Below are 11,885 nucleotides of genomic sequence, written 5' to 3'. Positions count from 1 at the left end.
CCAGCTGAAGCTCATCCCGGTCATCAACCCGCCCGAGGCACTGGGGCTGGTCCTGCCGGTGGCCACACTGGCCATCCCGATCTCGGCTCCGCTGGCGCAGGTGCTGATCCGCAGCATCGACGACGTCCGCACGCAGCCGTTCGTTGCCGTCGCCCGCTCCCGGGGCGGCAGCAACGCCTGGGTGCTGAGCCACCATGTGGCGAGGAACGCCGTCCTCCCGGCCCTGACGATCGCCGGTGTCCTGCTCGGCGAGCTCATAGGCGGGGCGGTGGTCACCGAAACCGTGTTCGGCCGCAACGGCGTGGGCCAGCTGACCCAGGAGGCCGTCAACAGCCAGGACGCCGCCGTGCTGCAGGCCGTCGTCGTGCTCGCCGCCGCCGCGTTTGTGCTGGTCAACCTTGCCGTCGACCTGCTGTATCCGGTGCTGGATCCCCGCCTCAAGAGAAAGACAGGTGCACTCACATGAGCCACGTGACGGTAGTGGAAGCCAAGGCAGACACGCCTTCGCGGACGCCTGACGAAGCGTCGGTTCCGAAGCGGTTCCGGGTCCCCCGGATCCAGCCCGGACTGGTGCTGTCCTGGCTGGTACTCGGGCTGGTTGCGCTCTGGACCATCGCCCCGGGACTCTTCACGGCGCACAGCGCGACGTCCGGAACGGCGCGGGACAAGCTGCTGCCGCCCGGGGACGGGCACCCGCTCGGGACCGACGAGCTGGGGCGCGACCTCTTCTCACGGATCGTCCACGGCTCGGTCAACTCCGTCTCGGGGGCGCTGGTGGCGGTGGGGGTCGGCCTGATCGTGGGAACCTTCCTGGGCCTGCTCGCCGGTTCCGTCGGCGGCATCACCGACGCCGTGGTGATGCGGATCGTCGATGTCCTGCTGTCCATTCCGGGGCTGCTGCTCTCCCTGAGCATCATCATCATCCTCGGTTTCGGAACGGTGAACGCCGCCATTGCCGTGGGCATCGGCTCGGTGGCCAGCTTTGCACGGCTGTCCCGTGCCGAGGTCTTGCGGGTGCGCCGCAGCGACTTCGTTGAGGCGGCCTTCGGCAGCGGCGGAACCTTCGCCGCCGTCCTTCGCCGGCACGTCCTGCCCAACTCGGCGGGCCCGGTCCTGGCCCTGGTTGCCCTGCAGTTCGGCGCCGCGATCCTGGCGATCTCCACCCTGGGGTTCCTGGGCTACGGCGCACCGCCGCCCACGCCTGAATGGGGGCTGCTGATAGCCGAGGGCCGGAACTACGTCGCCACCTCCTGGTGGCTGACCACCTATCCGGGGCTGGTGGTGGTGGCGGTGGTCCTGTCCGCCAACCGCATCAGCCACTCCATCCGAAAGGTACAGCCGTGACCCTCACAGCACAGGTCTTGGCCGCCGAGGCCTCCGCCGTCCAGGTGCCCGTCCTGGAGCTTGAAAACCTGTCAGTGTCCTACTCGGACCAGCACCGGAAACACCGCCGCGTGGTCCACGGGGTCTCCCTCAGCATCGCGCCCGGGGAGGTGGTTGCGCTGGTGGGTGAATCCGGCTCCGGCAAGTCCACCACCGCCCAGGCGGTGATCGGGCTCCTCGCCGGGAACGGCCGGGTGGACGGCGGCAGCATCCGGCTGAACGGCACCGACATTGCGGGCTGGTCCCAGAAGCGCCTCGAGTCCATCAGGGGCGCCAAGATCAGCCTCATCCCGCAGGATCCCACCAGTTCTCTCAACCCGGTGATCACAGTCGGGGCGCAGGTCGAGGAGGTGCTGCGCCTGCACACCAGGCTCCCGAAGGCCGGGCGCAAGCAGAGGGTGCTCGAGCTGCTGGAACGCGTCGGCATCCCCGACCCCGCCCGCCGCGCCCAGCAGTACGCGCATGAGCTTTCCGGCGGCATGAAGCAGCGGGTGCTGATCGCCGCCGCCATCGCGCTGCAGCCCCAGCTGATCATCGCCGACGAAGCCACGAGCGCCCTGGATGTCACCGTGCAGCGGCGGATCCTCGACCTGATTGATGACCTGCGCACCGAGTTCGGCACGGCGGTTCTGTTCGTCACGCACGACCTCGGAGTCGCCGCTGACCGGGCCGACCGGATCGTGGTCCTCAAGGGCGGACGGATCCAGGAGCAGGGCGCCACAGCCGAGGTCCTCGACCGACCGTCCAGCCCGTACACCAGGCAGCTGCTCGCCGACGCGCCGTCGATCTCCAGCGGTGAAACGCGGCCGCTGCCCTCCGGCGGGCGAGGTGACGCCGTCGAGGTCCGCAACCTCGTCCAGGAGTTCGGAGCGGGCAGGAACCTCCCGGCTTTCCGGGCGGTGGACGACGTCAGCTTCAGCGTCCCGCGCGGCACCACCCACGCAATCGTGGGCGAATCCGGATCCGGCAAGACGACGACGGCCCGCGCCCTCGCCGGTTTCCAGCGCCCCACCAGCGGCAACATCGTGATCGGCGGCCAGGACCTCGCCGGACTCGATGCGAAAGGGCTGCGGCTGTTCCGCCAGCACGTGCAGCTGGTCTACCAGAACCCGTTCACGTCCCTGGACCCGCGGCAGACAATTGCGCGGATCATCGAAGAGCCGCTGCTGAATTTCGACGCGGTGCCGCGGCAGCGGCGGCACGAAGCAGTACGGGAACTGCTGCACCGCGTCAGCCTGCCGGACTCGCTGCTCGCCAAGCATCCGCGGGAACTGTCGGGCGGCCAGCGCCAGCGGGTGGCCATCGCCCGGGCACTGGTCCTCAACCCCGAGGTACTGATCCTGGACGAGGCCGTTTCGGCCTTGGACGTGACGGTGCAGTCCCAGATCCTGGCCCTGCTGGAAGAGCTGCAGCGCGAGCTGGACCTGAGCTATGTCTTCATCACCCATGACCTCGCCGTGGTCCGGCAGATCGCGGACACGGTCTCCGTGATGAGCAACGGCCGCCAGGTGGAACAGGGCACCGTGTCCGACGTCTTCCAGAACCCGCAGCACCAGTACACCCGGGAGCTGATCCATGCGATCCCCGGCAACCGAAAGGCACGTCCATGACCACCCGCGCCGGCACCGCCAAGAGGATCGGCTTCTTCACCCGCCTGCTGGACGACGTCCCGCCTGCCGAACGGTACCGGCTGGCCCTCGAGCAGATCGTCCGTGCTGAGGAGCTGGGATTCGATGCGGCCTGGGTCGCCCAGCACCACTTCAACGAGGGGGAAGGCGGACTGCCCTCGCCCCTGGTTTTCCTCGCGCACGCGGCGGCCCGAACCTCCCGGATACGGCTGGGAACCGGGATCATCACGCTCCCCCTCGAGGATCCCCTCCGGGTGGCCGAGGACGCTGCCGTGCTGGACCTGCTCGCCGGCGGCCGGCTCGAGGTGGGCGTGGGGACCGGCGGGACCCCGTCCGCGTTCACGGCGTTCGGCCGTGTCTCTGACGAGCGCCGTGAGCTCTTCGCGGACAACCTGCAGCTGATCACCGAGGCGTGGGGCGGGAAGGAGCTCGGGGCTTCGGCGGACCGCCTCTACCCGGCGGCGCCGCAACTGCTCGACCGGCTCTGGCAGGCCACCTTCTCCGTATCCGGCGGCGAGCGGGCCGGACGTGCCGGCGACGGCGTCATGCTGTCCCGGACCCAGCCGCGGGCTGCCGGCCAGGCATCGGCTCCGCTGGACGAACTCCAGAATCCGATCATCGACGCTTACCTGGACGCCCTGCCGGAAGGTGCAACTCCCCGGATCCTCGCCTCGCGCACCCTCTTTGTTGCCGAGGACAGGGCGGAGTCGCTCCGCTTCGCCGAAACCGGGCTGCGGCGGATCGTGCCGCATTTCGAGCGCCAGGGCCACGTTTTCGCAAGCAAAGACGTGGAAAGCCTGATTGCCGCGACGGACGCGCATGTCGGAACCGTGGATGACGTCGTCGAGTCGCTGAGCCGCGACAGCTTACTGCAGCGAGCCACGGACATTTCCTTCCAGGTCCACTCCATCGACCCGCCGCACGAGCACATCCTGCGCTCCATTGAACTCGCCGCCACCGAGGTGGCGCCCCGGCTCGGCTGGAAAGCAGCCCCCGCACCTGTCCCCGCCCTGCAAGGAGAGAAATGACCATCACAGCCCACGACGCCGTCGACACCATCCTGGGGGCTTCCCCCGGATCAACCCTCGACCAGCTGCGCCGCCGACGCCCCGTCACCCGGGAGAACACGCAGGCCAGCTACCTGGCGCTCTTCCAGCCCGACGGGTCCGGCGACGTGGACCTCACGGAACGTTTCGCCGTCGCCGTGTTCGTCGGCGCCCTGCACGGAAACGGTGAGGCGACCGCCTTCTACGAACGGGGCCTCAAGGAGGCGGGCGCGGACGTCAGCCTGCACGCCGCGGTCCTCGATGCTGCGGCATCGGGCGCGGCACTCGGGCCCTACGGTGACTACCGCGAAAGCGGCCTCAAGAACGAAAGCCGCCCCGGGCTGCGGTGGAGCGTCCCGCCCGCAATCGGGACGCTGGTCGGCCCACGGCTCAGCGCGGCACTGGAGCACGCCCATCTGCTCGTGTTCCGTCCCCGGGAATCGTCACCGGCAGCTCTCACGTCGCTGGTGCAGGCAGGGTGGTCAACAACCGGCATCGTCACGCTGTCCCAGCTCGTCGCCTTCCTCGCCTACCAGCTCCGAGTCGTCTCCGGGCTGCGGCTGCTGGCCGCCGCATTGCCGGCGCCCGCCACCGCACGAGACGACAACCCCGCAGACTCCCAGACAGTAACCGCCCAGACCGTAAGGACCGGATCATGACCGACGAAGTGATCACCTACCCCACGCTTAACCGCCCGGAAGCCTTCACCCAGGACGAGCTGGGCTGGCGGCCCTGGCTCGAGGTCCCGGACGCCAACGACCTGACCGAACGGCAGCACGCCGGGCTGGTTGACCGCGCCCGGGCCGGAAGCGACTACTTCCGCCTGCTGGCACGGGACCCGGACATCCTGGGCGCGCGGACCCGCACCGACAAGGACATCTTCTACAACACCAGGGAAGGCCTCCCCCGCGCCGACCGCGAACTCGCGGCGGCGGCGACCTCCAGGGAGAACGGCTGCGTTTTCTGCGCGTCCGTCCACGCCCGGTTCGCCTCGCACCATTCGGACCGGCACGACGACGTCCAGCGCCTTCTCGACGAAGGGTCCGCCGCGGAACTTGGTCCGCGCTGGAACGCTGTGGTGGCAGCCGCCACGGCGCTGGCCCAGACGCCCCCGCGGTTGAACTCCGCCCATATCCAGGCCCTGCAGAATGAAGGACTGGACGCTCTGGAGCTGTCCGATGTGATCCACGGCGCCGCGTTCTTTCACTGGGCCAACCGGCTGATGCTCTCGCTCGGCGAACCCGAGCAGTAGGCAAGCAGCAACGAAAAGGGTGGGCACCTCAGGGGGGTGCCCACCTTTCTTTCGTGGCCGTGTGTTCGGCAAGAATTAACGACCCTGTGGGCGGCAGGGCCTGCGACCTTCCACTGCGGGGTCAGCAAGATGCACTCGTTCAGGTTTCGCAATAGTCTGGCCGGGTGGATACAAACACCATGAACCCCAGCGAACAGGTTGGCAGGCAGACGCGCATTCTCGAAGCGGTGCTGGATCTGCTGTCACGCCACGGCATCTCGGGTGTCAATATGCGCGCCGTGGCGCGTGAAGCCGGCGTCGCACTGGGGCTCGTGAATTACTACTACGAAGACAAGTCGAGCTTGATCCGTGCGGCCTTGCACCGAATGGACGAACACGACCTTATGCTGGTCGCGCCGGACCCAGCCTCGCCCCCGGACGAACAGCTCCGCAAGGCCCTCCGGCGCGTTGCGGCCGCGGAACTCCTGACCACACGGTATCTGTCACTTCGTCTCCACCTTTGGGCTCTCGCGCAAGCCCATGAAGACTTTGCACTGATCAACGCGGCGGCGTTCGAGCGGTATCTCGATGGACTCGCGACGCTGATAGGAAATGCCAAGCCCGAGCTTTCCCGCGATGAATGCAGGGAGCGGGCCGCCGACATTGTCGTAGTACAAAACGGCATGTGGCTGACGGCCCTCCTTGGCGTAGACAACGCATCCATCCAGAGAAGCATCGCCCGCACGGAGCAGATCGCCTTCGCCGCTTCGCGATAGCGGCCACGGCCTGGGGTCCAGCCTTGGGATTGCTGAGGCCCGTTTCGTGAGCCGACAACGACACTGCATTATTCTTGAACATTTGTTCATATACAAGTATTGAACACCTGTTCAATATCTACTAATCTGCATCATATGACCCACGCCACACCAGCCCAGCTTCCGCCTCGGGAAGGCCGGCTCGGACTGCCCCACATGCCTGCACGACTTCGGGTCCGGATGTCCGCGCCCGAGGGCTGAAAGCCACGCAGAAGACCAGCACGGTCGCGGCCTTCGGGCTCGACACCGGGCTCTACGCCTGGAGCTCGCTGGTCAACGCACGTTCAAGTATCAGATTGACCGGTCCAGAGGGACCTCACGGACCGGCGCCGGCGGCAGGAAGCGCTGCACAGCACCGCGCCCCGCCCTAGAGCACGGTCGCCGAAGACGTCCCGCCCACGGCGGACCGGGAGACCGACTACAAATCGTCGACGTACTACTACAGGAGACACCATGACCGATACCGCATCCACCCTGTTCATCAACGGCTCGTGGGAGCCTGCCGCATCTGGCGCGGTGCGCAAAATCCGCAACCCGGCCGACGGCGAACTGGTCGCCACGGTGTCCGAGGCCGGCCGGGAAGATGCCGAGCGCGCCATCGCTGCGGCCCGTGCCGCCTTCGACTCCGGTGTCTGGGCCTCGGTCCCGGCACCCGAGCGCGGCGCCTTCCTGCTCAGGGTCGCCGCCGAACTGCGTTCACGCCGCGAGAAGTTCGCCCGCGCCGAATCGCTGGACACCGGGAAACGGATCACCGAAAGCCGGATCGATGTCGACGACATCGCCGCCTGCTTCGAATACTTCGGAAGGCTCGCCGGGCAGCAGGCGGGCCGCGTGGTCGACGCCGGGGACCCCGCCGTCGTTAGCAGGATTGTCCATGAGCCGGTGGGTGTCTGCGGCTTGATCACTCCGTGGAACTACCCCCTGCTCCAAGCCGCATGGAAGATCGCGCCCGCGCTGGCCGCCGGCTGCACCTTCGTGCTCAAGCCCTCCGAGCTGACCCCGTCCACCGCCATCCTGGCGATGCAGCTGCTTAAGGACCTGGGCCTGCCGGACGGTGTCGCCAACCTCGTGACCGGCCCCGGCGCGGAGGCGGGCGCACCGCTCTCGGAACACCCCGACGTCGACCTGGTCTCGTTCACCGGCGGGTTGGAGACCGGCAAGCGCATCGCCGCGGCCGCCGCCGGAACGGTGAAGAAGGTGGCGTTGGAACTCGGCGGCAAGAACCCCAACGTGGTGTTCGCCGACGCGGACTTCGACGCCGCCGTCGACAATGCGCTCAACGGGGCGTTTGTGCACTCCGGGCAGGTCTGCTCCGCCGGGGCCAGGCTGGTGGTCGAGGAATCAATCGCCGAGCGCTTCGTCGACGAGCTCGTCCGCCGCGCGCAGGGCATCTGTCTCGGCGGCCCGTTCGAAGAGGCTGCCGAAACCGGGCCGCTGATTTCCGCCGCCCACCGCGAGAAGGTCCACGCCTACGTCCAGCGCGGAGTGGAGGAAGGTGCACGGCTGCGGTGCGGCGGCGCGGCACCTGTTGGGGAGAAGTACGACGCCGGTTTCTACTACCAGCCAACCGTCCTGGACCGCGTGCGCAAGGGAATGTCCGTCGTCGTCGACGAAGCGTTCGGCCCGGTCGTGACCGTCGAGACCTTCCGCACCGAGGACGAGGCCGTGGCGACCGCCAACGACACCATCTACGGTCTGGCCGGCGCGGTGTGGACCCAGGACGCCGGCAAGGCGCAGCGCGTGGCCGGCCGGCTGCGGCACGGCACCGTCTGGATCAACGACTACCATCCCTACCTTCCGCAGGCCGAGTGGGGCGGCTTCGGCCAGTCCGGCGTCGGCCGCGAGCTGGGCCCCACCGGCCTGGCGGAATACCAGGAAGCAAAGCACATCTACCAGAACACCAGCCCACAGGTGACCGGCTGGTTCGCTGACCACGGCAAGGAGAACTAGATGCATATCGACAACGTCGAAAACCTCAACGACCGCGAGTTCGACTACATCATCATCGGCGGCGGTTCCGCCGGAGCGGCAGTCGCCGCCCGCCTGAGCGAGGAGCCCACCGTGTCCGTGGCGCTGGTGGAGGCCGGCCCGGACGACCGCGGCGTTCCCGAGGTACTGCAGCTCGACCGCTGGATGGAGCTGCTGGAATCCGGCTACGACTGGGACTACCCGATCGAACCGCAGGAGAACGGCAACTCCTTCATGCGCCACGCCCGCGCGAAGATCATGGGTGGCTGCTCCAGCCACAACTCCTGCATCGCCTTCTGGGCCCCGCGCGAAGACCTGGACGAGTGGGAGTCCAAGTACGGCGCCACCGGCTGGAACGCTGAGTCCGCCTGGCCGCTGTACCAGCGGCTGGAGACCAACGAGGACGCCGGCCCGGACGCGCCGCACCACGGCGACTCAGGCCCGGTGCACCTGATGAACGTGCCCCCGGCGGACCCCGCCGGCGTCGCACTCCTGGACGCCTGCGAACAGGCAGGCATTCCGCGCGCGAAGTTCAACACCGGCACCACCGTGATCAATGGCGCCAACTTTTTCCAGATCAACCGCCGCGCGGACGGCACCCGTTCCTCCAGCTCGGTCTCCTACATCCACCCGATCATCGAGCGCGGGAACTTCACCCTGCTGACCGGGTTGCGCGCCCGGCAACTGGTGTTCGACGCGGACAAGCGCTGCACCGGCGTCGACGTTGTGGACTCGGCGTTCGGCCGGACTCACCGGCTCTCCGCGCGTTGCGAGGTCATCCTGTCCACCGGCGCCATTGACTCGCCTAAGCTGCTCATGCTCTCCGGCATCGGCCCCGCCGCGCACCTCGCCGAGCACGGCGTCGAGGTCCTGGTCGACTCCCCCGGTGTCGGCGAGCACCTGCAGGACCACCCCGAAGGCGTCGTCCAGTTCGAGGCCAAGCAGCAGATGGTGCAGACTTCGACGCAGTGGTGGGAGATCGGCATCTTCACCCCCACCGAGAACGGCCTGGACCGCCCGGACCTGATGATGCACTACGGCTCCGTCCCGTTCGACATGAACACCCTGCGGTACGGCTACCCCACCACGGAGAACGGCTTCAGCCTCACGCCGAACGTCACGCACGCCCGCTCCCGCGGCACCGTCCGGCTGCGCAGCCGCGACTTCCGCGACAAGCCCGCCGTCGACCCGCGGTACTTCACTGATCCGGAGGGCCACGACATGCGCGTCATGGTGGCCGGCATCCGCAAGGCCCGTGAAATCGCCGCCCAGCCTGCCATGGCCGAATGGACCGGCCGCGAGCTCTCGCCCGGCACCGAGGCGCAGACCGACGAGGAACTGCAGGACTACATCCGCAAGACGCACAACACCGTTTACCACCCCGTCGGCACCGTCCGCATGGGACCAGCCGACGACGACATGTCGCCGCTCGACCCCGAGCTGCGGGTGAAGGGCGTGACCGGCCTGCGCGTCGCCGATGCCTCTGTCATGCCTGAACACGTCACGGTCAATCCCAACATCACCGTCATGATGATCGGCGAACGCTGCGCCGACCTCATCCGCGCCAGCCGGACCGGCGAAACAACGACGGCGGAGGCGGAGCTCAGCGCGTCCCTCGCCTGACCGGCAGCGCGCCCACGGGGGCGGGGCGCAGCCGGTTAGGCAACAGCAATGGGGGGAAACGGCCGGGCGCCCACAGCGCGGTGCCCGGCCACTGATTCACCTGCGTCCAAAGGCGGCCGCAGGTCATCACCATCGTGCTTTTCTGACTTTAGGAGTTCAGATGTTGCAACCCAGCAAGAGTACTGATTCAAGCGGCATGGACGAATTCGGCTATGCCCAGACCCTGGACCGGAGCATCGGCAAGTTCGCCAGCTTCGCCGCAGGCGTCAGCTACATCTCCATCCTCACCGGAGTTTTTCAGCTGTTCTACTTTGGTTTCTCCATGGCCGGCCCGGCCTACGCGTGGTCCTGGCCCATCGTCTTCGTCGGCCAGCTGATGGTGGCGCTGTGCTTTGCCGAACTGGCGGGCCGCTACCCCGTGGCGGGCTCGGTTTACAACTGGGCCAAGCGGCTCGCCTCCGGGACCTCGGCCTGGCTCGCCGGCTGGCTGCTGCTGTTGTCCTCCATCATGGCACTGGGCTCCGTGGCGCTGGCCCTGCAGATCACCCTGCCGCAGCTCTGGTCCGGCTTCCAGCTCATCGGCGACGGGACCGGTCCATACGACTTCGCCATCAACGGCGTCGTGCTGGCCAGCATCATGATCACCATCTCCACCCTCATCAACGCGTTCGGCGTGAAGCTGATGACCAGGATCAACAGCATCGGCGTGTTCGTGGAGCTGATCGCGGCCGTCCTGCTCATCCTCGCGCTGGGCTGGCACGTGGTGCGCGGTCCCGAGGTCTTCTTCGACACCGCCGGGTTCGGCGAGGGCCACGACCTCGGCTTCTTCGGAGTGTTCCTCATCGGTGCCATGGCCTCCGGCTACGTCATGTACGGCTTCGACACCGCCAGCTCCCTCGGCGAGGAAACGAAGGACCCCAAGCGGACCGCCCCCAAGGCCATCCTGCGCGCGGTCACGGCCTCCTTTCTGCTGGGCGGCCTGATCCTGCTCTTCGGCATCCTGGCCGCACCGGACCTCACCGACCCCAAGGTGGGCTCGGCCGACGGCGGCCTGCAGCACATCGTGCTCTCCGTGCTCGGCGGCCCCTTCGGCAAGGCGTTCCTCGTGTGCATCGTGGTGGCCGTGGTGGTCTGCACGCTGGCTGTCCACGCCGCTGCCATCCGCATGATGTTCGCCATGGCCCGGGACAACAACCTGCCTTTCAGCCGCCACCTCAGCAAGGTTGACCCGGTACGTAAAACCCCCACCGTCGCGGCCATCGTCATCGGAGTCATCGCCATGATCCCGCTGATCGTCAACATCTCCCAGCCGGCGATCTTCACGATCCTCTCCAGCATCAGCATTGTCCTGATTTACCTGTCCTACCTGCTGGTCACTTTGCCCATGCTGCGCAAGCGGCTCCTGAAGAAGTGGCCGGCGCCGGGCGACCGTTCCGAAGCCGGGTTCAGCATGGGCAAGTGGGGGCTGCCGGTGAACATTCTCGCGGTCCTGTGGGGCGGTGCCATGACGCTGAACCTGGTCTGGCCGCGCCCGGAAATCTACAACTCGGTGCCGCCGTTCGAGTGGTACCTGCAGTGGGGCGGAGTTCTCTTCGTCGCCGCCGTCACCGCGGGCGGGGCGCTGCTTTACCGGCTGAAGATCAGGCACCAGACGGGCGTCCTCGCCGAGCACGCGGCGGCAGTCGCAGCACATCCGTCGTCGGGCTCGGCCCAATCCTTAACCCCGGCTGCCACTCCACTGGTGTCGGCTCCTGCCCAGGCCCAAGCCGCGTTGTCCTCTGCGGACATTGTTAGTGAGATCCCTGACACGCTGACAGTCAACGGTGCCACGTCTAATAAAGGGTCTTAGGTTTCGCCCCTGCAGATAAAGAGCACGAGGTCCAGGCAGCACCGGACGAGCATCCCTTCGCCACTGTCCACCGGCGGAGGGATGCTCTTCGGCGTTCACTGCGGGTACCGCCGTCGGGCCGGGCACGCACCGCAAGGTTCCCTGGTGGTTGACGGACGCCCCCAAATAGGGGAGAAACCGCCGTCGACATCGGCGCTGGCCCCGGCGTAGGCTGGCAACATCGGCGCATGTGCCCCGGTGACTCTGCGTCGATACCTCAATCGATGAAGGAGGACCAATGAGTGTCGTACGTGAATTCATGACGACGGATGCACAGTGTATTAAGGAGAACCAGTCCCTCGT

Annotated in this window: 10 protein-coding genes; all 10 read left to right on the top strand. The window is 67.5% G+C overall.

Going from position 1 to position 11,885, the window contains the following annotated elements; translation table 11 throughout:
- A partial coding sequence (locus JYA52_RS00535) for an ABC transporter permease subunit (protein WP_205651206.1) occupies positions 1–466 on the top strand: 466 nt, incomplete at its 5' end.
- Positions 463–1,344 carry an ABC transporter permease gene (locus JYA52_RS00530; RefSeq protein WP_205651205.1) on the top strand — a complete coding sequence of 294 codons (882 nt, stop codon included), beginning with the start codon at positions 463–465 and terminating at the stop codon, positions 1,342–1,344. The genes JYA52_RS00535 and JYA52_RS00530, both read left to right, overlap by 4 nt.
- Positions 1,341–2,993, top strand: a complete 1,653-nt coding sequence (locus JYA52_RS00525; RefSeq protein ID WP_307869264.1) for a dipeptide ABC transporter ATP-binding protein — start codon at positions 1,341–1,343, stop codon at positions 2,991–2,993. The genes JYA52_RS00530 and JYA52_RS00525 overlap by 4 nt, the downstream gene beginning before the upstream one ends.
- On the top strand, positions 2,990–4,039 hold the full coding sequence (locus JYA52_RS00520; protein WP_205651204.1) for a putative FMN-dependent luciferase-like monooxygenase: 1,050 nt from the start codon (positions 2,990–2,992) through the stop codon (positions 4,037–4,039). Before JYA52_RS00525 ends, JYA52_RS00520 begins: the two co-directional genes overlap by 4 nt.
- Positions 4,036–4,716: a CMD domain protein gene (locus JYA52_RS00515; RefSeq protein ID WP_205651203.1), complete on the top strand. Its 681-nt coding sequence runs from the start codon at positions 4,036–4,038 to the stop codon at positions 4,714–4,716. The genes JYA52_RS00520 and JYA52_RS00515 overlap by 4 nt, the downstream gene beginning before the upstream one ends.
- Entirely contained in the window at positions 4,713–5,309 is a 597-nt protein-coding gene (locus JYA52_RS00510; protein ID WP_205651202.1) for an alkylhydroperoxidase domain protein, read from the top strand. The genes JYA52_RS00515 and JYA52_RS00510 overlap by 4 nt, the downstream gene beginning before the upstream one ends.
- 179 nt (positions 5,310–5,488) lie before the next feature.
- Positions 5,489–6,064 (top strand): TetR/AcrR family transcriptional regulator, encoded by a 576-nt coding sequence (locus tag JYA52_RS00505; protein WP_205651207.1) that lies wholly within the window; start codon positions 5,489–5,491, stop codon positions 6,062–6,064.
- A gap of 492 nt (positions 6,065–6,556) precedes the next feature.
- On the top strand, positions 6,557–8,053 hold the full coding sequence (locus tag JYA52_RS00500; RefSeq protein ID WP_205651201.1) for an aldehyde dehydrogenase family protein: 1,497 nt from the start codon (positions 6,557–6,559) through the stop codon (positions 8,051–8,053).
- Entirely contained in the window at positions 8,054–9,694 is a 1,641-nt protein-coding gene (locus tag JYA52_RS00495; protein ID WP_205651200.1) for a GMC family oxidoreductase, read from the top strand.
- 160 nt (positions 9,695–9,854) lie between these two features.
- Entirely contained in the window at positions 9,855–11,543 is a 1,689-nt protein-coding gene (locus JYA52_RS00490; protein WP_240459808.1) for an APC family permease, read from the top strand.
- Positions 11,544–11,885 lie beyond the last annotated feature (342 nt).

The organism is Arthrobacter pascens, assembly GCF_017052465.1.
Lineage (GTDB): Bacteria > Actinomycetota > Actinomycetes > Actinomycetales > Micrococcaceae > Arthrobacter > Arthrobacter pascens.
The sequence above is the reverse complement of the archived record's forward strand: the minus strand, read 5'-3'. Positions and strand labels throughout refer to the sequence as shown.

What these genes read in the sequence shown, in the direction of transcription:
- JYA52_RS00515 (WP_205651203.1), top strand. Translation starts at nt 4,036, where the DNA reads ATGACCATCACAGCCCACGACGCCGTCGACACCATCCTGGGGGCTTCC.
- JYA52_RS00490 (WP_240459808.1), top strand. Translation starts at nt 9,855, where the DNA reads ATGTTGCAACCCAGCAAGAGTACTGATTCAAGCGGCATGGACGAATTC.
- JYA52_RS00530 (WP_205651205.1), top strand. Translation starts at nt 463, where the DNA reads ATGAGCCACGTGACGGTAGTGGAAGCCAAGGCAGACACGCCTTCGCGG.
- JYA52_RS00495 (WP_205651200.1), top strand. Translation starts at nt 8,054, where the DNA reads ATGCATATCGACAACGTCGAAAACCTCAACGACCGCGAGTTCGACTAC.
- JYA52_RS00500 (WP_205651201.1), top strand. Translation starts at nt 6,557, where the DNA reads ATGACCGATACCGCATCCACCCTGTTCATCAACGGCTCGTGGGAGCCT.
- JYA52_RS00510 (WP_205651202.1), top strand. Translation starts at nt 4,713, where the DNA reads ATGACCGACGAAGTGATCACCTACCCCACGCTTAACCGCCCGGAAGCC.
- JYA52_RS00520 (WP_205651204.1), top strand. Translation starts at nt 2,990, where the DNA reads ATGACCACCCGCGCCGGCACCGCCAAGAGGATCGGCTTCTTCACCCGC.
- JYA52_RS00505 (WP_205651207.1), top strand. Translation starts at nt 5,489, where the DNA reads ATGAACCCCAGCGAACAGGTTGGCAGGCAGACGCGCATTCTCGAAGCG.